Origin of the sequence: Pararhizobium capsulatum DSM 1112, assembly GCF_030814475.1 — a bacterium.
GTDB lineage: Bacteria > Pseudomonadota > Alphaproteobacteria > Rhizobiales > Rhizobiaceae > Pararhizobium > Pararhizobium capsulatum.
The window spans coordinates 624,278-649,558 of sequence record NZ_JAUSVF010000002.1 but is presented as its reverse complement, the minus strand read 5'-3'; the positions used below and the strand labels follow the sequence as shown (position 1 = coordinate 649,558).

General features: G+C 60.0%; 26 protein-coding genes. 13 read left to right on the top strand and 13 right to left on the bottom strand.

Annotation, left to right across the window (positions count from 1 at the left end):
- From QO002_RS23395 to uxuA, 5 genes are all read right to left on the bottom strand, one after another.
- Window positions 1-864 (bottom strand): carbohydrate ABC transporter permease, encoded by an 864-nt coding sequence (locus QO002_RS23395; protein WP_307234327.1) that lies wholly within the window; start codon window positions 862-864, stop codon window positions 1-3.
- A complete protein-coding gene (locus tag QO002_RS23390; protein WP_307234323.1) occupies window positions 861-1,772 on the bottom strand; it encodes a carbohydrate ABC transporter permease in 912 nt (303 codons plus the stop codon). Before QO002_RS23390 ends, QO002_RS23395 begins: the two co-directional genes overlap by 4 nt.
- A 123-nt stretch (window positions 1,773-1,895) precedes the next feature.
- Entirely contained in the window at window positions 1,896-3,134 is a 1,239-nt protein-coding gene (locus QO002_RS23385; RefSeq protein WP_307234321.1) for an ABC transporter substrate-binding protein, read from the bottom strand.
- Window positions 3,135-3,175: 41 nt separating this feature from the next.
- Window positions 3,176-4,210 (bottom strand): LacI family DNA-binding transcriptional regulator, encoded by a 1,035-nt coding sequence (locus tag QO002_RS23380; protein WP_370878589.1) that lies wholly within the window; start codon window positions 4,208-4,210, stop codon window positions 3,176-3,178.
- Between the two features lie 159 nt (window positions 4,211-4,369).
- Window positions 4,370-5,557: a mannonate dehydratase gene (gene uxuA / locus QO002_RS23375; RefSeq protein WP_307234319.1), complete on the bottom strand. Its 1,188-nt coding sequence runs from the start codon at window positions 5,555-5,557 to the stop codon at window positions 4,370-4,372.
- A gap of 203 nt (window positions 5,558-5,760) precedes the next feature.
- Between uxuA and QO002_RS23370 the strand changes: the two genes are divergently transcribed.
- The 4 genes from QO002_RS23370 to QO002_RS23355 all read left to right on the top strand — a co-directional run bounded on the left by QO002_RS23370 (window position 5,761) and on the right by QO002_RS23355 (window position 10,366).
- Window positions 5,761-7,236: a mannitol dehydrogenase family protein gene (locus tag QO002_RS23370; protein ID WP_307234317.1), complete on the top strand. Its 1,476-nt coding sequence runs from the start codon at window positions 5,761-5,763 to the stop codon at window positions 7,234-7,236.
- Window positions 7,237-7,515: 279 nt separating this feature from the next.
- Complete coding sequence (locus QO002_RS23365; protein ID WP_307235041.1) at window positions 7,516-8,067, top strand: MaoC family dehydratase; 552 nt, start codon at window positions 7,516-7,518, stop codon at window positions 8,065-8,067.
- A 5-nt stretch (window positions 8,068-8,072) separates the two neighbouring features.
- Window positions 8,073-9,233 (top strand): CaiB/BaiF CoA transferase family protein, encoded by a 1,161-nt coding sequence (locus tag QO002_RS23360; protein ID WP_307234314.1) that lies wholly within the window; start codon window positions 8,073-8,075, stop codon window positions 9,231-9,233.
- Window positions 9,230-10,366, top strand: a complete 1,137-nt coding sequence (locus QO002_RS23355) for an extracellular solute-binding protein (RefSeq protein ID WP_307234312.1) — start codon at window positions 9,230-9,232, stop codon at window positions 10,364-10,366. Before QO002_RS23360 ends, QO002_RS23355 begins: the two co-directional genes overlap by 4 nt.
- A gap of 64 nt (window positions 10,367-10,430) precedes the next feature.
- Here the strand turns inward: QO002_RS23355 and QO002_RS23350 are convergent, their stop codons facing one another.
- From QO002_RS23350 to QO002_RS23340, 3 genes are read right to left on the bottom strand one after another with little or no spacing between them, the layout of a single operon-like run.
- The gene (locus QO002_RS23350) at window positions 10,431-11,141 is read right to left on the bottom strand and encodes a Bax inhibitor-1/YccA family protein (RefSeq protein ID WP_307234310.1); all 711 of its coding nucleotides are present in this window, start codon (window positions 11,139-11,141) and stop codon (window positions 10,431-10,433) included.
- A gap of 22 nt (window positions 11,142-11,163) precedes the next feature.
- The gene (locus QO002_RS23345) at window positions 11,164-11,943 is read right to left on the bottom strand and encodes an anti-sigma factor family protein (protein ID WP_307234308.1); all 780 of its coding nucleotides are present in this window, start codon (window positions 11,941-11,943) and stop codon (window positions 11,164-11,166) included.
- A complete protein-coding gene (locus QO002_RS23340) occupies window positions 11,930-12,469 on the bottom strand; it encodes a sigma-70 family RNA polymerase sigma factor (protein WP_307234306.1) in 540 nt (179 codons plus the stop codon). Before QO002_RS23340 ends, QO002_RS23345 begins: the two co-directional genes overlap by 14 nt.
- Before the next feature lie 231 nt (window positions 12,470-12,700).
- Between QO002_RS23340 and pncB the strand changes: the two genes are divergently transcribed.
- Window positions 12,701-14,005 carry a nicotinate phosphoribosyltransferase gene (gene pncB, locus QO002_RS23335; RefSeq protein WP_307234304.1) on the top strand — a complete coding sequence of 435 codons (1,305 nt, stop codon included), beginning with the start codon at window positions 12,701-12,703 and terminating at the stop codon, window positions 14,003-14,005.
- 77 nt (window positions 14,006-14,082) lie between these two features.
- On the opposite strand, the gene QO002_RS23330 is transcribed toward pncB, so the two are convergent.
- Window positions 14,083-14,337, bottom strand: coding sequence for a hypothetical protein (locus QO002_RS23330; protein ID WP_307234302.1), 255 nt, complete (start codon window positions 14,335-14,337; stop codon window positions 14,083-14,085).
- Window positions 14,338-14,494: 157 nt separating this feature from the next.
- Here QO002_RS23330 and QO002_RS23325 point away from each other — a divergent pair, with 157 nt between their 5' ends.
- The 5 genes from QO002_RS23325 (at window position 14,495) to QO002_RS23305 (ending at window position 19,785) form a co-directional block, all read left to right on the top strand.
- Window positions 14,495-15,100, top strand: a complete 606-nt coding sequence (locus QO002_RS23325) for a TetR/AcrR family transcriptional regulator (protein ID WP_307234300.1) — start codon at window positions 14,495-14,497, stop codon at window positions 15,098-15,100.
- 86 nt (window positions 15,101-15,186) lie between these two features.
- Window positions 15,187-16,074, top strand: a complete 888-nt coding sequence (locus QO002_RS23320) for an N-formylglutamate amidohydrolase (RefSeq protein ID WP_307234298.1) — start codon at window positions 15,187-15,189, stop codon at window positions 16,072-16,074.
- Entirely contained in the window at window positions 16,071-17,966 is a 1,896-nt protein-coding gene (locus QO002_RS23315; RefSeq protein ID WP_307234296.1) for a flavohemoglobin expression-modulating QEGLA motif protein, read from the top strand. The genes QO002_RS23320 and QO002_RS23315 overlap by 4 nt, the downstream gene beginning before the upstream one ends.
- Before the next feature lie 11 nt (window positions 17,967-17,977).
- Window positions 17,978-19,024, top strand: a complete 1,047-nt coding sequence (locus QO002_RS23310) for a glutathione synthase (protein WP_307234294.1) — start codon at window positions 17,978-17,980, stop codon at window positions 19,022-19,024.
- Window positions 19,025-19,104: 80 nt separating this feature from the next.
- Window positions 19,105-19,785, top strand: a complete 681-nt coding sequence (locus QO002_RS23305; protein ID WP_307234292.1) for a spermidine synthase family protein — start codon at window positions 19,105-19,107, stop codon at window positions 19,783-19,785.
- Between the two features lie 10 nt (window positions 19,786-19,795).
- On the opposite strand, the gene QO002_RS23300 is transcribed toward QO002_RS23305, so the two are convergent.
- A complete protein-coding gene (locus QO002_RS23300; protein ID WP_307234290.1) occupies window positions 19,796-20,164 on the bottom strand; it encodes a hypothetical protein in 369 nt (122 codons plus the stop codon).
- Between the two features lie 119 nt (window positions 20,165-20,283).
- On the bottom strand, window positions 20,284-21,081 hold the full coding sequence (locus QO002_RS23295; protein WP_307234288.1) for an inositol monophosphatase family protein: 798 nt from the start codon (window positions 21,079-21,081) through the stop codon (window positions 20,284-20,286).
- A gap of 267 nt (window positions 21,082-21,348) precedes the next feature.
- Here QO002_RS23295 and QO002_RS23290 point away from each other — a divergent pair, with 267 nt between their 5' ends.
- The 3 genes from QO002_RS23290 to glgA all read left to right on the top strand — a co-directional run bounded on the left by QO002_RS23290 (window position 21,349) and on the right by glgA (window position 24,541).
- Entirely contained in the window at window positions 21,349-22,356 is a 1,008-nt protein-coding gene (locus tag QO002_RS23290) for a LacI family DNA-binding transcriptional regulator (protein WP_307234286.1), read from the top strand.
- Between the two features lie 329 nt (window positions 22,357-22,685).
- Window positions 22,686-22,973 carry a DUF2934 domain-containing protein gene (locus QO002_RS23285; protein ID WP_307234284.1) on the top strand — a complete coding sequence of 96 codons (288 nt, stop codon included), beginning with the start codon at window positions 22,686-22,688 and terminating at the stop codon, window positions 22,971-22,973.
- Between the two features lie 89 nt (window positions 22,974-23,062).
- Window positions 23,063-24,541: a glycogen synthase GlgA gene (glgA, locus tag QO002_RS23280; protein WP_307234282.1), complete on the top strand. Its 1,479-nt coding sequence runs from the start codon at window positions 23,063-23,065 to the stop codon at window positions 24,539-24,541.
- 6 nt (window positions 24,542-24,547) lie between these two features.
- Here glgA and QO002_RS23275 read toward each other — a convergent pair whose 3' ends face one another.
- Both QO002_RS23275 and QO002_RS23270 read right to left on the bottom strand, forming a co-directional pair.
- Window positions 24,548-24,868 (bottom strand): type II toxin-antitoxin system PemK/MazF family toxin, encoded by a 321-nt coding sequence (locus tag QO002_RS23275; protein WP_307234280.1) that lies wholly within the window; start codon window positions 24,866-24,868, stop codon window positions 24,548-24,550.
- A complete protein-coding gene (locus tag QO002_RS23270) occupies window positions 24,862-25,116 on the bottom strand; it encodes an AbrB/MazE/SpoVT family DNA-binding domain-containing protein (protein WP_307234279.1) in 255 nt (84 codons plus the stop codon). The genes QO002_RS23275 and QO002_RS23270 overlap by 7 nt, the downstream gene beginning before the upstream one ends.
- Window positions 25,117-25,281: the final 165 nt, after the last annotated feature.

The window sequence follows — 25,281 nt, the reverse complement described above, 5'->3', positions numbered from 1 at the left end:
TCATTTCACGGCGCCGGCCATCAGCCCGCGCATGTAGTAGCGTTGCAAAAGCAGGAAGACGATCAGGCAGGGGATGGTCATGACGGCGACGCCCGCCTGCACCGCACCCCAGTTGATGGCCCCGAGGCGCCCTGCGCGCACGGCCATCATGAGCACGGGCAGCGTGTATTTCTCATTGCTCGAGAGCAGGATCAGGGCCGCGAGAAACTCGTTCCAGGCATTGAGGAAGGCGAAGATCGCGACGGTTGCCACCCCCGGCAGGACCAGCGGCAAGAGCACGCGCACGAGAAGCTTGAGGTCGCGGGCGCCATCGATGCGCGCCGCTTCCTCGATCTCCTTCGGCACGGCATCGAAGGCGTTGCGCATCATGAACACCGAGAAGGGCAGTTGCAGCGTCACATAGACGAGGGTCAGCCCGAGCAGCGAATTATTGAGCCCCAGCTTGGCGAGGATGATGAACAGCGGTGTCAGGATCGACTGGAACGGGATCATCAGCGTGGCGATGATCAGCACGAACAGCGCGTTCTTGAACGGGAAGCGATAGCGCGAGAAACCGTAGCCCGCGAGCAGGCTGACAATGACGGTCAAAACCACGGTTGCCAGCGACACCAGCAGCGAGTTCAGCGTGTGCTGCCAGACGCCGGCGCCGAAGGTATCGAGCGACCGGTAGGAATCGAAGCTGATGCCGCTTGTCGGCCATGGCGGCAGCGGCGGCAATCGGGCTTCGGTGCCGTGGCGGAAGGAGGCGAGCAAGGTGATGACGAACGGCGCCAGGAAAAACAGGCAGATGGCGATGCCCGTCGCGTGGTAGGCCGCATTGCTGCGGAAATTCCGGCGTGCGCGCAACTCTTTCGACGTGCTCATGCCCGTTCCTCCCCGACCCGCAGCAGCCAGAGCTGAACAATGCTGATCGCGACAAGGATCGCCAGCAGCACGATCGACAGCGCTGCGCCATAGCCGAGATTGAAGGACACGAAGGACTGGTTGAAAATGTAGTAGACGACGGAAATCATCCGGTTCTGCGGCCCGCCTGAGGTCATGATGTAGAACTGGTCGAAGGCGAGGATCGAGCCGGTGACAGAGATGATCAGCGCCAGCGCGATCGTCTTGCGCATCAGCGGCAGGGTCAGGTGCCGGAACCGCTGCCATCGGCCGGCGCCATCGATACGGGCGGCCTCCGTCAGTTCAGCGGGGATCGCCTGAAGGCCGGTCAGGAGAATGATCATGGTGAAACCGGCGATCTTCCAGACCACCATGACGATGATCGTCAGGAACGCGCTATCGAAGGTGGCGAGCAGGTTCGGAGCCTTGTCCACGAGGCCGAGCGCCCGCAGCACGGGACCGATGAAGCCGCTGTCGACATTGGCAAGCCACACCCAGAGCAGCGAGGCGGTGGCCAAGCCGACGACGACGGGCAGGAAGATGATGGTGCGATAGGCGGAGACGAAGCGGCGTTGCTTCTCGACGAAGATCGCCAGCGGAAAGGCAACCGCGAAGATCGCGATGGTGACGATGACGGTGTAATAGGCTGTGAACTGCAGCGCCGACAGGAAGCGGCCATCATTGAACATGCGGACGTAGTTCTTGAAGCCGATCCAGCGGGTTCCGCCCATCAGCGGCCAGTTGTGCAGGCTCATCCAGCCCGTGAAGATGACGGGCATGACGAAGAAGAGGATGACGAGCGCCATCGCCGGCGCGATATAGGCAAGGCCACGCCACCCCGTCCTGCGCCGTCGCTTGCGCGGACGCATCTCGGTCATCGAACTGGTCATTCTCATGCTCCGCATGAGCATGTCGCGCAAAAGTGTGAAGCGGTTTTGCGAAAACGACATGCATAGAAAGAGAAAAATCGGCCGGAAGGCGGGCTTTGCCCTCCGGCCGCAGCAGCCGGGAGATTACTGGCCGCTGTCGATGATCGACTGCATCTCGTCCTGGGCGGCAGAGAAGGCGCCATCGACGTCATCGCCGAAGATCGCGGCGTTGGTGAAGGTGGCCCAAGGGCCGTTGGCGCTGTTGATCAAGTCGTTGAACTGCAGCGTATAGGGCGTCTTGGCAACGGCGATGGCTTGGATGCCCACCTGAAGGCGCGGGTCGAGACCTTCCAGCACCTTGTCGGCAATATCGCCGCGCGTCGGCAGGCTGCCGTACTTAGCCATGATCTTCTGGCCATCCTCGGAATAGACGTATTCGAGGAACCTTTTGACAGAAGCCATTTTGGGCGTGCCCTTGGTGATGACGAAGTTGTCGCCGCCGGCAAAGGAAGAAGTGCCGCCCGTCGCACCCGGGATCAGCGAGACGCCGAAATGGATGTCGGGATGCTCGGTCACCAGCGAGCCGATGGCGAAGGCGCCGAGGCTCTGTTGGCCGATCTTGCCGTTGGTGAAGCTCAGGAAGTTCGCGCCGTTGTCGCTGGCGGCACCGGCAGGCACGAGATCGTTCTTCACCATGGTGCGGTAGATATCGACGGCCTTGCGCATTTCCGGCGTATCGAGTGTCGCCGTCTTGCCGTCGGCGGACAGGATGTCGGCACCCGAACCCCAGATCAGCGGGGTGAAGGTGAAGATCATGCAGCCGCCGCAACCGCCGCCGGAGAAGTAGAAGCCGTAGGTGTCGTCGCCGAGCGCGCGGATCTTGGTGGCGTTGGCGGTGATCTCATCCCAGCTGGTCGGCGCTTTTTCGGGGTCGAGGCCGGCCTTCTTGTAGAGATCCTTGTTCCACGCGAAGACGGAGGTTTCGACCGAGAGCGGCAGACCGTAGATCTTGTCCTGATAAGTGCCGAGCTTGACATGCGACGGCGAGAGAGAGCTGAAATAAGGCAGCGACTTCGCCCAGTCCGTCAGGTCTTCGAGCTGGCCCGCGGCGGCGAAAGCCGGATTGTAGATCAGGTCCATGGACAGCGCGTCCGGTGCCTGACCGCCGGCAATGGCGGTTGCGTATTTCTGTACCAGTTCCGAGAACGGCACCTCGGTCATCGCGACCTGGTTTTCGTGGCTCGAATTGTAGCTCTCGACGACTTTCTTGAAGCTGTCGCCGATCCCGCTTCGGACCCACATCTGGATCGTTTCGGCAGCTTGCGCGCCGGACATCAGGCAAAGGGTAGCGATACCAGTCGCTGCCAACAGACGTTTCATCATGACATTCCTCCCAAATAGGCGCGTCTCCTCGCGCCGTTCGTTTATCGCTCGGGGGTATGACCCCCGCATGATTGCCGGACGACCAGCCGGCATGGCAATTTCCTCACTCCCGGCTCGACGGGCCGTCCCTCCGCGAGCGCCAGGACAGTCAAACCGGCCTGCCGCCCGAGTTCCTTCAGTTCCATATCCACCGTCGTCAGCGGTGGCCGCGTCTGGGCTGCGACAATCTCCCAATTGTCGAAGCCCACCACGGAGACATCCTGCGGCACCTTGATGCCCCGCTCGCGCAGGGCATCGACGGCCCCGCGCGCGATCTGGTCGTTGCCGCAGAACAGCGCATCCGGTTTCTCTCCAGCCTGCGACCAGATTTTCTCGACCGCGTCATGGCCCCAGCTTTCGGACCAGACGCCGTACATGACAGCCTCAGCGGTGCCGGCCACCTGCTGATAGGCTTCGGCCCGTTCGCGAACCGAAAAGAACTCCTGTGGTCCGGTGACGTGGACGATTTTCTGGCGGCCGGACTGACGCAGCCATTCCACGGCGAGACGCGCGCCATGGGCATCGTCTGATCGGAAGGTGACGCTGTTCAGTGCTCCCTCGGTAAAAGCGTAGACCACCGGCACCGGCAGATTGGAAAGGTCTACCGGTAGCCGCTTGTCGAGCCGCTTTCCAGTCGCGATGATCCCATCCACCTGCTTGTCCAGCATGGCTTCGACATGGATCTGACCGAGCGCCGGATCGTCCTCGATGGCGCAGAGGAAGACCGAGACGCCATGATCCAAAAGTGCCTCCGACACGCCTGCCATGACCGGCAAAGTGAAGCGACCATAGGTATCGTTCGTCAAAAGCCCGATGGTGAAACTGCGCTTGCTGAGCAGCCCCCGCGCCAGCGCATTCGGTCGAAACTCGATTTCGCCGGCAACACGCTTCACGCGCTCACGGGTCTCTTCCGACATGCGTCCGGTGTTGTTGAGTGCCTTCGAAGCGGTCGAAATGCTGACGCCTGCCGCAGCTGCGACGTCATGGATCGTGATCCGCTTCTTGTTTCCTCCGATATCCAGTGTCGCCTCCCACAGCTGCGATGAGAAAACCTTTTACCAATGTCATTGTCAATTGGAAAAACGTTTTCTCATTTCATTTTTTGGGTTTGCTTTAAAAGCAACGGAAAACACAACACGCGCCAGCTCGGTCGCGCGATGTCGGTTTCGCCGGTTCAAAGTTGGCGGATGTGCCGATCAGGTCGGCGGAGCGCCGAGGGCAAAGAGGATGCCGCGAAGTTCTGCAAGGCCGCGCATTCTGCCGATGGCGGGATACCCGGGCGTCACAGTCTTATTCAGGTCATCCAGCATGCGATGACCATGATCGGAACGGAAGACGATGGTGTTTTTCGACGTTCGTTTGCGGTCTTCCGCCACCAGTTCTTTCAGCACGGAAACCATATCGACATCGCCTTCGAGGTGGGCGGCCTCTTGGAAGCTCAGGCCATCCCGCTCGCGGGTCGTCGCGCGCAGATGGGCGAAATGGATGCGCGAGGCGAAGCGGCGGGCGATGGCCGGGAGATCATTGTCGGCACGGACGCCGAGACTGCCCGTGCAATAGCACATTCCATTGGCGGGCGAGGGGACTGCGTCGAACAGGGCGGCGTAGTCTTCTTGCGTCGAGGCGACACGCGGCAGGCCGAAGAGCGGTCGCGGCGGATCGTCGGGGTGGAGCGTCAGCTTGACGCCGCGCGCTTCGGCGGCGGGTGTCACGGCTTCCAGAAATTCGATCAGATGCTGGCGAAGCTGTGGCGCGTCAATGCCGCTATAGGCAGCGAGCTTTTCGCGAAAGGCTTCAATCGTCAGGGGTTCCGTGGTGGAGCCCGGCAGGGCGGATGTGATGATCCGGGCGACCTCTGCCACTTCCTCCGGCGGTGTGTTTTCGAAGCTTTCGCGGGCGCGGATGCGTTCGTTCTCCGAATAGTCCTTCTCCGCGCTCGGACGTTTCAGGACAAAGAGATCAAAGGCGGCGAAGCGATCGTGATCGAAGCGCATGGCGGTGGCGCCCGTCGGCGTGATGAAGTCGATCTCGGTGCGCGTCCAGTCGACGACCGGCATGAAATTGTAGCAGATGATGTCGATGCCGCAGGCGGCAACGGCTTCGAGGCTGGCGATCCAGGCCTCGATCTCGACTTTGGCCGCGCCACCCCTGCGCTTGACGGCATCCGGGATCGGGATGCTTTCCACGACGGACCATGTGAGCGGCGTGCGGCCCGGTGGTGTCGTCTCGATCAAGGCCTGATGGTCGCGCACCTCGAGTTCGGTCCAGGCCTGCCCGATCGGAATGCGATGCAGCGACGAGACGATATTGGTTGCACCGGTCTGGCGAACGTCCTCGAGAGTTACCGGTGTATAAGGGCCGAACCATCTCCATCCTTGCCGCATGTCATGCCTCCCAAAAATGTTTTTATCAGCAGAAATAATCCGGATGCGGCAGAGATGCCGGATCACGGGCCGCATGGCGTCACGGATCATTTCTCTATATTCAACTAGCGCTATAGAGAAGGGGCGTGGAAGATGAGCGATGCCGTTAGCGTCCATCGCCGTTGTTAACCTGTGAAGTGACCGGGCCGGGGAGAGGCCACACCATGACCATACTAATCAAACAAACGCTTTCCCATTTGCCCGAATCTGTCGAGCGGCCGGACTATGACCTTGCGCAGGTGACGGTCGGCATTGTGCATCTCGGCGTCGGCGCCTTCCATCGTGCCCATCAGGCTGTTTTTACCGATGCAGTCCTTTCCCGCGACCAAAGCTGGGGCATCTGCGGGGTGTCACTGCGCAGTCCCGAGACACGCGATGCGCTCGCGCCGCAGGATGGCCTTTATACACTGAAGGTACAGGACGGTGGCGGCGAGCGATTGCGGGTTATCGGCAGCGTGGTGGAGGTGCTCGTCGCCCCGGAAGATCCTGAACTGGTGTTGGCGCGGATGGCGGCGGCGCAAACGCGGATCGTCTCGCTGACAGTGACGGAGAAGGGGTATTGCCACCATCCCGCAACCGGCATGCTGGACGAAAACCATCCCGATATCCGTCATGACATTGCGCATCCCGGGCGACCGAAATCAGCCGTGGGTTTCGTCGTCGAAGCATTGGCGCGACGACAGGCGGCGGGACTTGCGCCCTTCACTTTGCTCTCCTGCGACAACCTTCCCTCCAACGGCCATGTACTGAAGCGTGTTGTCGAGCGCTTTGCAGCGTTGCGCGATCCGGAGCTTGCCACCTATGTCGCCGGTGTCGCGTCCCCATCTACCATGATCGACCGCATCGTGCCGGCAACGACCGATATGGATCGCGCCTCGGTCGCAGCAACGCTTGGCGCCGAGGATGCCTGGCCGGTGGTGACGGAACCGTTCAAGCAATGGGTGCTGGAGGATGATTTTCCGCTGGGACGACCGCGCTGGGAGGACTACGGTGCCGTTTTCGTCCACGACGTCTCTGCCTTCGAGATGATGAAGCTCAGGTTGCTGAATGGTAGCCACTCCACACTGGCCTATCTTGGTTATCTCGCCGGGGCGGAAACCGTGTCGGATGCCATGCAACTGCCGGGTATGGAAGAGCTCGTCGAAGGGCTGATGCGCGAGGAGGCGACTCCGACACTGCCGCCGCTTCCCGGTATCGATCTCGCGCAATACCGCGCCGAACTGGTCGCCCGTTTTAAAAATCCGGCGTTGCGCCACCGTACTTGGCAAATCGCGATGGATGGATCGCAAAAGCTGCCACAGCGGCTGCTCGGCACGATCCGCGACCGCATCGCGACGGAAATGCCGTATGATCGGCTGGCGCTCGGCATTGCTGCCTGGATGCGCTATGCGCGCGGCATCGACGAGAGCGGCAAGGCCATCGATGTCCGCGATCCGCTGGCGGGAAAAATCGCGTCGTTGACCGAGGCGCTTTCCACTCCGGGAGAGATTGTGGATGCCTACCTCGGATTGTCGGACGTGTTCGGGCAGGAACTCGCGGACGATCGTGATTTTCGGGCTGCGGTGATCAATGCGCTTTCGACGCTGATGACGCATGGCGCGGCCGTCACTTTATCCTCCTACGGCCGCTCACCGCTGTAGCGCTTTCTCCTCGAATTCTGATGTCGATTGGTGGCGTGCCCTTCCGTGGCACGGCACACGGCTATGCCTATAAGGGAGGTCGTCTGCCACGACGACCCGGCGCCCCGAAAACTGCAAACGCGCAGCACTCACTCTTGCAAAATAACTCCATATGTGAAAACTGTATTCACATAAGAAAACTGAATTGAACTTGTATGGACGCCAAAAGCGGGACCGGGAGGGTTCGGTTGCTGGGGATTGGAACAAGGCAGGGTTTGGGAGGAATTGACGATGCAGGACGTGGGTGAGTTTCCCCCGACGGTTGGAGTGTCTTCGACGCATCCCAAGACGATGCCGGAAGATCATGCGGCTTTGCCGGTATGGAATGCTGAAAACTGGTTCTATGAAGATTGGCCGGTCGGCCAGAAAATCAGGTCTTTGCGCCGTACAATCGGCGAAAGCGACAGCCATCTGTTCAACACTCTGGTCACCGACATTCATCCTTATGTGCAGGACCAGATGTTTGCGGAAACCGAGGGCATTTTCGGCCGCAGGCTTATCGCCGGTGCTTTCGTGTTTTCCGCGGGACTGGGGCTTGTTGCGACCAACTGCGTCAATGCCTTTTCCTATGGCTATGACAAGCTTCGATTCATAAAGCCTGTCTTCATAGGTGATACGATCTACACGATCCGCACCAACCTCGACAAACGCCCGCGCTATGCCGAACTCGGCCTCATCCGCGCGAGCTACGAAGTCTTCAAGAACGAAGGCGAACTGGTGCTCTACTGCGAGCATATCCAGACCGTCAAATACAAAAATGCTGCCGATTTCGTCGGCAAGACAGAGAAGTAGTCGACATGCCAGAAAACAATGTTTTGCCGCTCGACGGGCTGATTGTCGTGGACATGAGTCAGTTCCTTTCGGGGCCTTATTGCTCGCTGCGCCTGCAGGATCTTGGCGCTCGGGTGATCAAGATCGAACGGCCGGATGGCGGCGATCTTTCCCGTCGCCTCTATCTCAGCGATACGGAAATCGGCGGCGATTCCACCATCTTCCACGCGATTAACAGGGCCAAGGAAAGCCTTGCGATCGACATGAAGAACGAGGCCGACATGGCGGCGCTGAAGGTACTGCTGTCAAAGGCCGACGTGATGATCCAGAATTTCCGGCCCGGTGTCATCGAGCGCCTGGGCCTCGACTATCAATCCGTGAAGGCGATCAATCCGCGCCTCGTCTATGGTTCGATCAGTGGCTATGGCGAGGAGGGGCCATGGGTCAAGCGGCCGGGGCAGGATCTGCTGGCCCAGTCGCGATCCGGTGTCATGTGGCTGAATGGTGACGAGAGCCAGGGGCCGGTGCCCTTTGGTCTGGCGATTGGCGATATGCTCGCGGGTGCGGCGCTGGCGCAGGGGGTGCTCGCAGGCCTGGTTCGCCGCGGCATCACCGGAGAAGGTAGCCTCGTCGAAACCAGCCTGATGGAAGCACTGATCGACCTGCAGTTCGAAGTGCTGACTACCCATCTCAACGACGGCCGCCGGCTGCCGAAGCGTTCGGATTTTCGCAGTGCCCATGCCTATCTTTCGGCGCCTTACGGTGTCTATCCGGCGAAGGACGGCTACCTCGCCATCGCCATGACGCCAATTCCCAAGCTCGCCGATCTGCTCGAGATGCCGGAGCTTGCACCTTATCGCGATACCCCCGCCTCGTGGTTCACCGGCCGCGACGCGATCAAGGCGTTGATCGCGACCCGTATCGCCACCGGCACCATCGATGAATGGCTGGCGATCCTGGAGCCCGCCGATATCTGGTGCGCCAAGGTTCTGGACTGGAACGAACTGCTTGGCAGCGAAGGTTTCCAGGTGCTCGACATGCTGCAGACCGTAACGCGTGAGGATGATGTCACCATCCACACGACCCGCTCGCCGCTTCGTGTCAACGGACTTCGACCCCGCGTCGATCGCGCAGCACCCCGTATCGGCGAACACAGCGAGGCGATCCGCGCGGAGTTCGGGCTATGAGCGTCGCGTTGAAGGGGATGACCTGGAGCCATCCCCGGGGCTACGATCCCATGGTCGCGTGCTCGAAGCTCTGGCAGGAAAAGACCGGTGTGACGGTAACGTGGGAAAAGCGCTCGCTGCAGGATTTCGAGACCTATCCAGTCGAGGAACTGGCCAAAGCCTACGACCTGATCGTGATCGATCATCCCCATGTCGGCCAGATCACGGCGGAAGGCTGCCTTGCGCCGCTGGACGTGGCCGGTCGCGAGGCCGAAAGTGCCGCGTTACTTGCGGCCAGTATCGGCGGCTCCTATCGCAGCTATGAATGGCAGGGAAAGCAATGGGCATTCCCCATCGACGCTGCAACGCAGGTGCAGGCGGTTCGACCCGATCTCGTCGATGGAGTGCCGACCCATTGGTCGGAAATAATCGATCTGGCGCGGCAGGGAAGGGTGCTCATTCCACTCAGACCACCCCATTCGCTGATGACCTTCTATACCCTCTGCGGCAATCTCGGATCGGCCTGCCGCAGCGAGGGCAGGGGCGCGTTGGTCAATAGAGAAATCGGCGAGGCCGCCATCGGCCTGATGCGCGAAGTTGCAGGGCTGGTCGATCCGGAATGCTTTGCAATGGACCCGATCGCGGTGCTGGAACGCATGGCCGAACCTGGTTCGAAGATCGCCTGTGCGCCGTTGATCTACGGCTATGTCAGCTATTCCGTCTTCGGCTTCCGGCCGAATACCGTGCAGTTCACCGATATTCCCGCGGTGGGTGGCCATGGACCGGCAGGCTCCGCGCTTGGCGGTACGGGCATCGCCGTCTCGGCATTTTCTGAAGCGAAGAACGAAGCGATCGATTTTGCCTATTGGATCGCCAGCGGCAACGTCCAACGCGGGCCTTACGCGGGAGCGGGTGGGCAGCCCGGCCATGCTGCGGCATGGGAGGACGGCGCGGTCAACGCGGCAACAGTCGATTTCTACCGCGGAACGCGACGCACGCTGGAAGCCTCCTATGTCCGCCCGCGGCATAATGGCTACATGGCATTCCAGCAGGCGGGCTCGGATTGCATCAACGATGCGCTACGCGGCACGATGGATGCGCAAGCGGTGGTTGGGGAGCTGAACAGGTTGTTCCTGGAGAGCTTCCGGGCTTAGCGCGGTACGCGTGATGAAAAAATGGAGTGACGACAGGGGCCGCGATGCAGCCCCTGTCTGTTTGTTATTCGCGCTCGCCTGTGAAATTCAAGAGCAGCTGGAAGATGTTGACGAAGTTCAGGTAGAGCGAAAGCGCCCCGAAGACAGCGATCTTCTGCTGGGATTCCTCGTCGAAATTCTCGGCATACTGTTCCTTGATGTTCTGCGTGTCCCAGGCGGTCAGGCCGACGAAGACGACGATGCCGATCACCGAGATTGCGAACTGCAGGGCGGAAGAGCCCAGGAAGATGTTGACGATTGAGGCGATGACGACGCCGATCAGGCCCATCATCATGAACGAGCCGAATTTCGACAGGTCACGTTTTGTCACATAGCCGTAGAGGCTGGTGGCGCCAAACATGGTCGCGGCGATGAAGAAGGTGCGGGCGATGCTGGTGCCGGTGAAGACCAGGAACACCGAGGCGAGCGACAGGCCCATGACGGCGCAGAAGGCCCAGAACATCAGCTGTGCGGTGCTTGCCGACATCGTCTGGATCTTGAACGAGAAGAAGAACACGAAGGCGAGCGGTGCCAGCATCACCACCCACTTCAGCGGCGAGGAGAAGATCGGCACGTAAAGCGCCGGCGTCGAGCCGACGATGAAGGCGATCAGGCCGGTGATGACCAGGCCGGCGCCCATGTAGTTGTAGACGCGCAGCATATGCTTGCGCAGGCCCTCGTCGAACTGGGCGGCCGATTGGGCGCCGTAGCCGAAACGGGAAGGGGAGGTGTTCATCGTTTACTCCTTGGGTTTACGATCAGTAGAGCGTGCGGGAAAGCCGCCGCGCTGTTTCGGTGAGATCCTTGGCGCCCTGCTTGTCGGAGACGAGCGCATAGGCGACGTCGCCGATCTGCCAGTAGGCGGCGCTCAGTCCCCCGTCTTCTGCCTGAAGGACATGCTGGACGTTGAAACTGCCCGGCCGCACCGCAAAGAGCGACAGCCGTTCGCCCTTGTCGGGCGTTACAACGAGCTCGACACTCGGGCCGAAGGCGGACGGAAAGACCTGGATATCGAAGACGTCCCAGTCTTTCGGGAGTTCAGGCATGACGATCGCCGTCGCCGAACGGATGTCGGCCGGGTCGTAATTCACGACTTCATGCTGGGATGGCATGCTCTCGCGCAGCATCGTGGTGCTGTGCGCCCTGAGCGCTTCCTCAACAAAAGCAGGCGGTGGAACGGAAGCCACAACCTCGGTCGCGCTGAACGGACCGAGATAGGCATTGCCGAACCAGCCCGCGGTCACCAGCGCCGCGATGGCGGCGATGCGCTGGAAGGCCGTGATATAGCGCCCAGTTGAAAGCCGCTGTGACAGTCGGCGAGCGGCCTCGCGGGTGTCATGACGGCCGGTGCTTGTAGCTTCGCCATTGGCAAGCGCGAGCCTGAGCTCGCCGCGAATGCGCAGATCCGCCATCACCTGGGCAGCGCTTTCAGGATGTTCGGACAGATAAGCCTCGACTTCGATGCGGCGGGCAACATCGAGCTGGTCGTCGACATAGGCGTCGAGATCGCCGGGCAGGATCGGATCAACGATTTTCATCGCCGGTACCTCCGATGAGTTTGAGATGGGGTGGGCTTCGCACTTCACTCTCGAAAGAGCGAAGGCGAGCGCGGGCGCGCGAAATCCGCGACATCAGCGTACCGACGGGGATACCAAGGGCATCGGCCGCTTCCTGGTAGGAGAGCTCCTCGATCGCCACGAGATGCAGGGCCTCCCGCTGCTCTTCCGGCAGATCGAAGAAGGCCGCCTGAACCTGGCGCAACCGGATGGAATGCTCCTGGTTTGCCGCAAGCGACGGCTCGGCCAACTCGCCGGCTGCTTCGTGGCGGCGCTCGACCGAACGGGCATGGCGCAGACGGTCGATATGGGTATTGTGAACTATAGAGAGCAGCCAGTTGCGGATGTTGGCGCCCGTGCGGAACGTGCTCTTGCGCTCGTAGGCACGCACCAGCGCGTCATGCACGAGGTCTTCCGCATCGCTTTGATTGCGCACGAGCGAACGGGCATAGCGCCGAAGCGTCGCCAGCTGCGCAATCACGTTGAAGGGATGGCTTTGGGTGTCCATATCTCAGTATACGCGCGCCGGTGAGGGCTCATTCCATCGCAGCGAAAATTTTTCGACGATAAAATTCCGGGTGAAAAACGAAGCGTGTTTCCTACTTTCGACAGGACAACAGGCTTTCTCTTTTGTCGCAGTTAAATCGTCTGTCTTGCTGTTGCGGGAATCCGGCCGCCCGTGTCATGACTGCTGTCCCCGAAAGCGGTACGTACTGCAAGGGGATCTCGGAGGAAGTGCATGACGAAGACCGATATTGCCCGCCGGGTCTATGACAACGCCTGGAAGCTCGATCCTGTGGTGCGCAGCCTTCTGGACACGGATTTCTACAAGCTTCTGATGCTGCAGATGATCTGGAAGCTCTATCCCGATGTCGATGCGACCTTCTCGCTCATCAATCGCTCCAAGACAGTACTGCTGACCGACGAGATCGATGAACAGGAATTGCGCGAACAGCTCGATTACGTCCGCAATCTCAAGTTCACCAAGAAGGAGATGATCTGGCTCGCCGGCAACACCTTCTATGGCAACAAACAGATCTTCGCGCCGGACTTCCTCGCCTGGCTCGCCGATTTTCAGCTGCCGGATTACGAGCTTTCCCGCCGTCACGGCCAATACGAGCTGACCTTTCCCGGCAAATGGACCCACACGAGCATGTGGGAAATTCCGGCCCTCGCGATCATCAACGAGCTACGCTCACGCACGGCCATGAAGGAGATGGGGCCTTTCGCACTTGATGTGCTCTATGCCCGCGCCAAGGCGAAGATGTGGGACAAGGTAGAGCGGCTGCGGGAATACCCGGACCTGCGTATTTCCGATTTCGGCACCCGACGTCGCCATAGTTTCCTCTGGCAGCGCTGGTGCGTGGAAGCGCTGAAGGAAGGCATCGGCAAATCTTTCTCCGGCACCAGCAACGTGCTGCTCGCCATGGACACCGATCTCGAAGCGCTTGGCACCAACGCCCATGAACTGCCGATGGTGGCGGCAGCTCTCGCGAAAACCGACGAAGAGCTGGGTCAGGCGCCGTACAAGGTCCTGCAGGACTGGAACCGGCTTTATGGCGGCAACCTGCTGATCGTGCTGCCGGACGCCTTCGGCACGGCTGCCTTCCTACGCAACGCGCCTGAATGGGTCGCCGATTGGACAGGCTTCCGTCCCGACAGCGCTCCCCCAATAGAAGGTGGAGAAAAGATCATTGCCTGGTGGAAGAAGACGGGCCGTGACCCGAGGGAAAAACTTCTGATCTTCTCCGATGGTCTTGATGTCGATACGATCATCGAGACCTACCGCCATTTCGAAGGGCGGGTACGCATGAGCTTCGGCTGGGGCACGAACCTTACCAATGACTTCGCCGGTTGCGCGCCGATTGAGATCAGTGGCCTCAACCCGATCTCCATCGTCTGCAAGGTGGTCGATGCCAATGGCCGGCCGGCCGTCAAACTTTCCGACAATCCGCGCAAGGCAACCGGCGAGCCTTCAGAGGTCGAGCGCTATATCCGCTATTTCGGTACCGAGGATTTCACCGAGCTCGCCGTGAAGGTGTGAGAACAAAAAAGCCCAGCCGGGCAGGGAACCGGCTGGGCTTCATGCGATCGGGAGGTGGATCGCGGGGAAAGGTGAGGTCAAGCTGCCATGCAGGGGCCGCTTGAGCGCACCGCAAGCGGGTGCACCATCGAAAGCAGCCGCCGTTTCGGCGCGGCGAGGAGTTTTGCGGCATGCGCCTTGGTGCCGTTCGAAGGGGCGGCATGGCGTAGCGCATTGGCGGCAGAATAGAGCAGCGTCTTGAATTCGGAAGACGTCACACCATCCGCCCGCATGACCGCGCGGATTATCGGGTCGCTCAAGACCTCATCAATGGTTAAATCGGCCTGGTTCATGGCGGTCTCCTTCATCATTCGGTCCTCAAGCCGGCCCGGTGGCATCAACTTGACTCGGCACTCTAATGGTGTTACCGGTAAGTAACATCTGCATAGTTACCGACCGGTCACACCCATGTCAATAACCAGTCTGAATAAAAGTGCAAAACGTGGCTCTATGAGGGCCACGGAAGAAAATTCCGGCATCCCCTCGCGGCCAGCACCGCGCGAGCGGATTGTATCGTCGGCTTGCGAACTTTTTCGCCAGCACGGCATACGTGGCATTGGCGTAGACGCCATCGCGGAGGCTGCCGACACCAATAAAATGACGCTTTATCGTCACTTCGGCTCCAAAGATGATCTCATCTGTGAAGCGCTGCGGCATACATCCGAGAAAGCCGCAGCCATGTGGGAGGAACTGGAGGCCGCCAATCCCGGCGACGCCCGTTCCCAACTCGAAGGATGGGTCGAAGCCCGCGCCCGCTGCCTGTGTGAAGAGCCCTTCGGTTGCGATTTTGCCAATGCCGCTGTCGAGCTGAAGGAACAGGGACATCCTGCCCATACAGTGATCGAGAACTTCAAGAACCAGCAGCGCCAGCGTCTTTCAGACCTCTGTCGCAGCGCCGCTGTCGATGAACCCGAGGTGCTCGCCGACACTTTGTCCATGCTGCTTGAGGGCGCCCGTGTCAGCAGGCTGGCGACCGGCAGCGAAGGCCCGTCCATGCGCTTCGTTAGGGCCTGTGAGGCGGCTATTGTGTCTTTTGCGGGGCCACGCAAGGCGTGATGGCAACGCCCACCGGTAACGGGTCGATGCGCTTTCCACATGGATGGAAATGGAACCAAAGCAGGTTTCATTTCATTTAGCGGGTGATGGATCGAACCCGCGCCCACCCAGGATACACCTTTACTCTCGACCAGACCGCCGAACGCTTTATCGCGGCCGACGATGATCTGGCTATTCCCGTGCATCCGCAAGAATGGTGGACAACCCATCGCGGCGGACCTTCCCCCATCGTGGGAACGGCAATTCACAATGGACACTCCCTTCGGGAAGACCTCGTTCCATTCATGGCTCTCGACCGTGAGGATCGGCTGCGCGAGGAAGATCCCTATACGGAGTTTTTCATCCGTGATCTCGACAACCGGATTGTCTTCCATCGTTCGCGATTTGAAGTGGACATCAATCGCGCCCGAGAGGGTGCCATCTACCTGAAGCCTGCGCAGGCCTGGGGCCTGAACGTGTGGCGTGATGGCCTGGAAGCGGAGGCAATCGAGACGTCGCTTGGGGTCCATGACGCCTATTACGAGATGCTGAAGGCCTATCTGGCCGGCGTTGAGGCAATGCACGGCGGGTTCATTGTCCTCGACATTCACAGCTACAACCATCGTCGCGAAGGCCCCGACGGGCCGGAGATGCCTTTCGACAAGGCGCCGCAGATCAACATCGGCACATCCTCAATGGATCGGAAGCGCTGGGCGCCGGTGATCGACGCCTTCATCAAGGAGGCGTCGCGCTTCACGTTTCGGGGGCGGCCGCTTGACGTGCGCGAAAACATCGCCTTCCAGGGCAAGGGCGAGCAGACGCGGTTTGTGCATGAGCATTTCCCGCAGAAAGGCTGTGCGATCGCCATCGAATTCAAGAAGTTTTTCATGGACGAATGGACTGCCGAGCCGGATCTCGTTGCACTGACAGAAATGCGCGCCATGATCGCCGGCATGGTCCCCGTGCTTGAGGATGCGCTTCGGGGGATGAAATGACGCTCGCCAGAAAGAAATCCTCCCCTGCCATCAATCCACCGCCCGACTGGCTGGATGAGGCGCTCGAATGTCTCCTGCAGGACAAGGCTGTGCGAAAGGACTTCGGCGCGGATGAGCGGCTTCACATAGATAGGCCACTGCCATTTCTGGCTGTGCACATCACAGAAGGAGCGGGCGGTTCTGCGGCGCGCGACGTTGCAGCAGCCCATGCCTCCTACTTGATCGCCCACGACGAAAAGACTGCGCGCTCCATCATCGGGTCACTCGGACCTCTGCTCGAAAAACGGTTCGGTTCCTTTCTGCTGATCGATATCGGCGAACTGGAGCGGGATTTTCTTGTCAGTGACGATGCACCCTTCCTGCCACCCTTCGAAATTCGGATTGCTGAACAAGGTGGTGCGGCAGCGACCAAAGCCGCCGATGCGATGGCTGGCGGCGTCGATATCAAGTCCGTCAAGTTTCGCACGCCGCAGGTCGAACGGGGTAAGCTGGATGGTGATTTCCTCGCCGCTCCGGTCGCCCGGAAGGCTGGCTTTGCCAGCGTGGCCGTTCGCTTTGCGCCCATCTACCGCCAGCCGATGTCGCAGACGATCTTTCCCGATCTGCGTGAACGGCTGGTCGCCAATATCTTCGATGCATGCCTGAAGGCTTGCGCCGCCTTTGTCGAGACTTCGGGTGGCCAGAAGTTGACAACCCACCGTGCCCTGGGGCGCAAGGCGTTCGTGGACGCGGTGAGCCGTGCCGACCGCAGCATGGATGACGTCGCATCCAGTTTCGATTTTCTCCTAGCCGTAACCCCGATCAACGCCGCAGCCGCCTGGCATGCTTTTCAGGCTGCGAAGTTCCGGGAGCCGCCGCTTTTTCTCTATCGCCCTCTGACGCTGCAAGTGGAAGCGGAGAAACGGAAGCTCTTCTCTATCGCCTTCGATCGTTTTGAAGACCCGGTCCTGCACCAGCTTTATCGGGAAAAGCAGCAGGAACTCGATCTCCAGCTTTCGATGATTTCAGCCCGGGAGACCGCGCGCTTCGTGGAATACGGTCGCGCCCTTTACGGACCTGTGGAGCGCCCTCTTCTCAAGGCCGCAACCGATCTTCTCGCGCAAACCGCAAAACACGCGGGCGAAGATGACGATCCCAGCGGCGACATCCCTTATGACTGGCAGGAGATCGTTGCGGCCGCCGAGGCGATGATTGCCGCCTATCGCCAGGTCTATGCCGGCTTCGAGGCGACAGTGGAGGTTCGCGATGACCTGCCGTCCGGCCTACTCGTGTCGAGCGGCAAGCTGCTGGTCGCGCGCGGCACGCTGATTGCCGCAAACCGGTTGGAAGCCCTGCTCAGTCACGAGGTCGGCGTGCACCTTCTGACCTACGTCAACGGTTCCGCCCAAGGGTTGCGCCTGTTCCGCTCCGGTCTTGCCGGCTATGAAGGCATGCAGGAAGGCCTCGCTGTCTTTTCCGAATATATGGTTGGCGGCATGACGCCTGCGCGCCTGCGATTGATTGCGGCCCGTGTCGTCGCCTGCGCCTCGATGCTGTCGGGTGCGGACTTCATCGAGACGTTCAATCTGCTTGTTCGTGACCATGGTTTCCGTCCCGCTGGAGCGTTCCACCTGACGTTGCGGATCTATCGCGGTGGCGGTCTTGCCAAGGACGCCATTTATCTGCGCGGTTTGCTGGAGCTTCTCGCCCATCTCGAAGCCGGTGGTGCGCTCGATCCGTTCTGGATGGGCAAGATCGCCGCCTCGCATTTCCGTGTGATGCAGGAGCTCGGCCTTCGCGGCCTGCTAAAGGTTCCCGCCGTCCGTCCCGCTTTCCTCAAAGCCCATGGGGCACAGGCGCGCCTCGACAACGCCCGCGCCGGCCTCTCTCCCCTCGTCATGATCACATCCTAGGAGCCCGTCCCATGCGCATCGCGTTTTTCGTCAATTCCATCGAGGGTGAGGCTGCCCATTATACCACTGCCGCGCTCGCCGTCGCGGCCATGGCCCGGGGTCACGATGTCTGTTACGTCACCCCCGGAGATTTCGTGCTCAGGCCGGATGACAGCCTGATGGTGCGCGCCACCGTGCTGCCCTCCAAGAAATACCGCAAGACTGACGCTTTCGATGCCGCGCTGAAAAGCAGCGAGGCAACGATAGAGACCCTCGATACGGCCGAAGTCGATGTGATCTTTCTGCGTAACGATCCCTCGCTCGACGCTGATGATCGCCCTTGGGCTGCTCATATCGGCGCGATGTTCGGCCGGCTTGCGTGTGAACGCGGCGTCCTTGTCGTGAACGACCCTGCCGGTCTGGCTCTCGCCCAGAATAAGCTCTATTTTCAGGGTTTTCCGGAATCCGTGCGTCCGACAACGCTGATTTCCAAGAGCATCGAGGAAATCCGCGCCTTCATAGCTGACAACAAGAAAGGCGCCATCCTGAAGCCGCTCCAAGGGTCGGGCGGCAAGAACGTCTTCAAGATTGCCTCACCCGATGACGCCAATCTCAATCAGATTTTCGAAGCCGTCAGCGGCGAGGGTTACCTCATCGCGCAGAGCTATCTGCCGGAGGCAAAGGCCGGCGACGTCAGGTTCTTCATGATGAACGGCAAACCACTGGTGCGCGACGGTGTCTATGCTGCCTTTCGCCGCGTTCCTGCCAAGGGGGAGGTTCGCTCCAACATGCACGCAGCCGGCACAGCAGCCGAAGCCGTTATCAACGACCAAATTCTCGCCATCGCCGAGATGGTCAGGCCGAAGCTGGTGGAAGACGGCATGTTCCTTGTGGGTCTAGATATCGTCGGCGACAAGATCCTGGAGATCAACGTCTTTACCCCAGGCGGCCTGCCGGATATCGCCGCGCTGCACGATATCGACTTCTCCCAAGAAGTGATCGTCGCGTTGGAAAACAAGGTTGCGATTCACAAGGCCTATGCCGGCCAGCTCTCCAACCGGGCAATAGCCACGCTCTGACAACCGGCTGTCACCGGGGTGGTGCCACATCCCTCATCTGTGCTATCGCGCGGGCATAAACCCCTGAAGAGAGAACGCCCGTGCTTCCCTGGATCCAGCTCGATATCGCGACTATGCCCGATGGCGGTGGGGAATTGCGACTGAAGCAGCGCGGCAGCGAATTCTCGATCATGCTCGGCACAATCGAGCTGATGAACAGCTGGCTCAGCGGGTCTGAAGAACAGCTGGCGCGGCTCTCGTTCGATCGCATCAGGAGCCATCCGAAGCCGCATATGCTGATTGGCGGGCTGGGCATGGGGTTTACGCTACGCGCGGCCCTTGCCATCCTGGGTGATGATGCGCGTGTCACCGTCGGTGAACTGGTGCCGGCCGTCGTCGAGTGGGCGCGCGGACCAATGGCGGAGGTGTTCCAAGGCTGCCTCGATGATAGCCGTGTCAACATCAGGACTGGTGATGTCGGGCTGCTGATCAAATCGGGCAAGGTTGCCTATGACGCCATTCTGCTTGACGTTGACAACGGTCCCGAAGGCCTGACCCGCCGCAAGAACGATGACCTCTACAGCGTTGCAGGCCTGCGGGCCGCGCGAGCGGCGTTGAGACCAAACGGCGTGCTCTCCGTCTGGTCATCCGCGCCTGATGCAGGCTTTACCCGAAGGCTCCATGAGGCCGGTTTTTCCGTTGAGGAACTGAAGGTTCGCGCCAGCACCAAGGGCAGCGGTGCCCGTCACGTCATCTGGATGGCGACGAAAGCGGCTCACTGAGGTCTGCGGGCTATAAACCCTCGCGCTCCAGCAGTGTGCGAACCTCCTCGAATCGAGCCTTGTTTTCCTCGTTCTTCTCGTCCGCCGAATAGCAGGTGCTGGATAGGCAGAAACGGCTAAGCTTGAAGGGGGGCTTCGTCGCGCCGAACTCGCATTCGATCGTATCCACCATATCCTTTTTCTCGACGCCATCCCGGCTCGAATAGGTCATCCGCGCCCTTGGCGGCTTGAGTTCGGGGAAGGATTGCACGACGCCGACATGCAGCGTTTCGATCATCAGAAGATCCTTGGCAACCTTCTGGCAGACATCTTCGACTTTCAACTCCTGCGCGGCTGCCGGGGAGGCCAGCAAGGCGAGGACAAGGATCAGCTTTTTCATGGATATATCTCCTGCGCGGGTCCGGCGTCGGGGCCTTGGGCGGAGGTTTGAAAGCCGAAATGCCAGCCATGCCTCCGCGGGGCGAGGAGATAACGGAAATGCTGCTTTTTGGTTCCGTTCTAGAGACTTGCGATCCGGCGAAGATCATCGATGGCGCCCGGCGCGGCTGCAAGGACGGGCGCCCCTTTTATCAGCCGATCACCCTCCACCGGGAAAGGATGAAACCAGCCGCCCGCCTCGCGGACAAGGCAGAAGCCGGCCATGCAGTCCCAGGCGTGCATGTAAGGCTCGTAGTAGCCGACAAGTCTGCCGGCTGCGACATAGGCAAGCATCAACGCCCCTGAGCCGTTGCGGATGAAGTTGCCGCCCGCATCCAGAAGCTTTTCAACCATGTTGCCGACGAAGGCGGGCGTCACATAGCTGTTGGCGCCGATGCCGGTGACGGCGTTGCGAATTGTGCGCTTGGGATCGAGGGACAATACCGTGCCGTTGAGCGTCGCGCCTTTGCCGAGTGCGCTGGCATAGATCTCGCCATGGCAAGGCGCCACGATCACCCCGATCACCGGCTGACCGTCTCGCAGTACCGCGACCGACACGCACCAGTTCGGCATGCCGTTGACGAAGGGGCTGGTCCCGTCGATCGGATCGACCACCCAGGTATAGCCGGAAGTGCCGGCCAAAAGGCCATATTCCTCGCCAAGAAAGCCATCATCGGGATTGGTCGCGACTACCTGTGCGCGGATCAGGTTCTCCACTTCGCGGTCGGCGATCGAAACCACGTCCTGCGGATCTCGCTTGGTTTCGATGATCAGGCTCTCGCGGTTTTCATAGTAGCCAAGCGCGACCTTGCCGGCTTCCTCGGCGATCGCGAGAGCCAGGGCAAAGCGGGCGTCAAGCCCAAAATTTTCTGATTTCATGTACGGTCTCGGGAAGCTGTGTACCTTGGCGAGGATGCCGGTCGTCAGGCTGCAACTCACACGGCAATATGTTTGCAAGCGCGTGCAACATTGGTCCAATCAGGGCGCTGATGTCAACGCCGGAGGCGTTCTTTTTGGACGGCGTGATTTCGCTAAAGATTCGCTAAACACGTAAATGGATTGTGACAATCCGTTTGTATAAAGCGGATTTGCACATCGTTGCAAAAAAACGCAGGACCTGTCGGAAGACCAGTGAGGAGCTTCGTGGTGTCGCCAAAGATTTTTGTCAGCGCGCAGGAAGTTGCCGAGCGTGCCGGCGTTTCCCGGTCCGCAGTTTCACGCACCTTCACGCCCGGGGCCAGCGTGTCACCTGAAACCCGGCGCAAGGTGATGGAAGCTGCCGACGCGCTTGGATATCACGTCAATCATCTCGCCCGTGGATTGATGCGCAACGAAAGCGGCATCGTCTGCCTGATCGTGGCCGATCTCGGCACGCCGTTCCGCGCAAATCTGATCAAGGCGCTGACGGACGAACTACAGACGGCGGGCAAGGTGGCGATGCTGATCAACACCGATCGCTCGGATGGAAGCGTCGATGCAGCCTTGCGCCAGGCGATCCGGTATCGGGCGGATGCTTCGATCGTGCTGTCCGGTATGCCGGACAAGTCGATCACCGATCTGTGCATGAAGAACGGCCAGACGCTGATCCTGATCAACCGTGATGACAACCGCCCAGGGCCTCTGCGCATCAATCTCGACGACCGCGAGGCGGCCCGCACTGTTGTCACCGCATTTCTCAGGGCGGGCTGCAGACAGCTGGCCTTTGCCAATTCCGAAGCCGGCACGCCAAGCCTGATGGCCCGTGAGCACGGTTTCATCCTCGCTGCCGGGGAGCAGGGTCTTGAGGTTGTTGTCGAGCGTTTCGGGCGCACAGGCTATGAGGCTGGCAGGGTTTTGGCCCAGCGGCTGCTGATGCGCAGGGAGCGCCCGGATGCGGTGTTCTGCGCCACGGATCTGCTGGCTTGCGGCTTTATGGACGCCGCCCGCCATCAATTTTCGCTCAGTATTCCAGGAGATCTCTGCGTGGTCGGCTTCGACGATATCGAGCAGGCGTCGTGGACATCTTATGATCTAACCACATTCGGCCAACCGATCGCGGAAATCGCCAGAAAATCCGTGTCGTGGCTCGCGGCGGGCATGCCAGACGATGAGGCACGTGAGCCGGTGGAACTGCACGCCCAGCTCGTCTGGCGCCGTTCGATTCGCGGAGCCTGATCGCTTCGTCAAGAATATGGCGCAGGTGCGAGATTTTCCCTTCGGCTCCGCACAAAAGCAGGTTAGTCTTTTTTCATTCAGCGAATCCCGGACCCGCCTGGCTCTCAACCGGGCTGGGTTCCCCTAGTCCCGCAAGCACGGTGCAGATGCAAGAAAAATGTTCTGAAGGGAGGCAGGCCTGATCCAAAAAGCGTTTTGGAATCAATATATTGCATTGAAGCCGTTGACTTCACGATAATATGTCTGCGCGCAATCGCAGTTGTACCTGAACTTTACGGAACAAAGGTGTTCGAGCCGAGTTCCAGCGCAAAATAGTGAAGGAGAACAGCATGAGCGATATCAAGGAAGACGACATCCAGAAGCGTGCCTACGCACTCTGGGAGGCTGCCGGGCGCCCCGAAGGTAGCCACGAGAACCATTGGCATCAGGCGCGCGAGGAACTTTGGAGCTCGACCGTCCCGAAACCTCAAATCAAGGTGAGGAAGGCCTCTGCCGAGAAGCCGGTAAAAACGGCCGCAAAGAAATCCGATGCGGATGAAGCGATCGTGGCGCCGGCGGCCATTAAAGGGCGGGGAAAGAAGGCATCGACCGCGACGACCAACGGGACCGTGAAATAAGCCGCGTCCATTCATCGAAGACCACGCAAAATTGTGCCCGGGGTTGTTGACCCGTGCGATTTGCAAAAGGCAGCAAGGGCACAGACTTCGTGAACATCTTATCGGTGACGTCGGAAATCTTTCCTCTCATCAAGACCGGCGGTCTTGCCGACGTTACCGGCTCTCTTCCAAAGGTCCTCAAGGCGCATGGCTGCTATACGCGTAGCCTTGTTCCCGGTTATCCGCGGGTCATCGAGCGACTTGACGAAATCTCGCGGGTCCATTTCTTCCCTGATCTTTTCGGCGCCCCCGCGCGCCTTCTCGCCGCAACGGGGCAGGGGCTCGATCTGCTTGTTCTCGATGCGCCGACGCTCTATGACCGGCCGGGCGGGCCCTATGTCGATGAAGACGGTGTCGATTTTCCCGACAACTGGAAGCGCTTTGCTGTGCTTTCCTACGTCGCCTCAGCAGTCGCCGGCGGTCTGCTTGAGGACTGGATACCCGACATCGTCCATACCCATGACTGGCAGACAGCCCTGACCTCCGTCTACATGCGCTATTCGAGCAATGCGTCCCATGTGCCGAGCGTTCTGACGATCCACAATCTTGCCTTCCAGGGCCAGTTCGGAGCGGATCTCATCAACGAGATCGGACTACCGCCTGAGGCCCTTTCGGTGGATTGCCTCGAATATTACGGCGACATGAGCTATCTGAAAGGTGGTATTCGGACGGCCACTGCCATCACCACGGTCAGCCCGACCTATGCTCGCGAGGTCATCTCGACCGATCTCGGCATGGGCATGGATGGTGTGCTGGAATCGCGGCTGAATGCCTTCATCGGCATCGTCAATGGCATCGATACGGAAATATGGAACCCGGCAACGGACGATTATCTGCCGGTCAAATACGACCGCACCCGCACGCGCCAACGCACCGGTAATCGCCAGCGCCTGCTGGAAGCTTTCCAGCTTGAGGACACGCGAGGCCCCATCTTTGCTGCAATTACGCGCCTGACCTGGCAGAAGGGTGGCGACATGCTGGCCGATGTAGCCGAACATATTCGCCACAAGGGCGGCAAGCTGGTCGTGCTCGGCAAGGGAGATCCTGGCGTGGAAACTGCCCTTCTCGCAGCGGCCGGCCGGCATCCCGGCTGGATCGGCGTTAAGGTCGGCTATGACGAGGCAACCGCGCATCTCATGCACGGTGGCGCCGATGTCGTCATTCAGCCGTCGCGCTTCGAGCCCTGTGGGCTGACCCAGCTTTACGCGCTGCGCTACGGCGCGGTGCCGTTGGTTTCACGCACGGGCGGTCTTTCCGAAACCATCATCGACGCCAATGACGCCGCCTTTTCCGCGCGCGTTGCAACCGGCTTCCAGTTTCATCCGGCGACCAGCGAAAACCTTCGCTCAGCGATTGACCGGGCATTCCATGCCTATCTCGACCCGAAAAAATGGGCTCGGTTACAAGGTCAGGCGATGAAGGCTGACTTTTCCTGGGAGCGAAGTGCTACACAATATGCAGCGCTTTACGCGCGCCTTTTGCCACCTGCACCCAGGAAGCAATCGCCGATCATCCGCGCTGCGGAATAAAGACGATCAATCTTCGTATATCTCTCGCAGCGTTTTCAGGGTGTGTTTTAGGACAGGCGGCGGCACCATGCCGAGGAGCCTGATCAAACGTTTTCTATCCACTGAACGTGTCTGGTCCAGCAAGATAAGTCCATCGACGCCCTGGAAAGTGACGGGCACGCGGAATCCCGCGGGGCGATTCGCGGATGTCATGGGGGCAACGATGACCGTGCGTAAATGATCGTGCATTTCAGCAGGCGAAATGACCAGACAAGGGCGTGTTTTCTGGATTTCGCTGCCAATTGTCGGATTGAGTGCAGCAAGCCATACCTCGCCGCGCGTTACCATTTAAGCTTTCCATCTTCCTCATTGGTAAACTCTGGCCAGACGAGGTGATCATCACCCTCGGCTGCAATGCGTTTCGCATCTTCAGCCCAACCCTGGCGTATGGATTTCACCACCCGCTCTATGACGATGCGGTCTCCCTCCACGTGCATCTCAACACTATCGCCAGCTTCTACTCCGACCTCAGATAGGAGGGGCTTGGGAATAATGACACCTGCAGAGTTTCCGAACTTTTTGACTGAGCTGATCATGGCGGCCTCCATATTCCATCGCATATCACGACAGGCCATGCCGTTACAACATTGTTATTACGACGGCGCGCGCATCGCGAAACAGTCTCACGATATCGTTCACAAATAGAAGACAATCCGTTTGACAGTCGCGGGCTATCGCTGAACGGCGGATAGGCACATCTA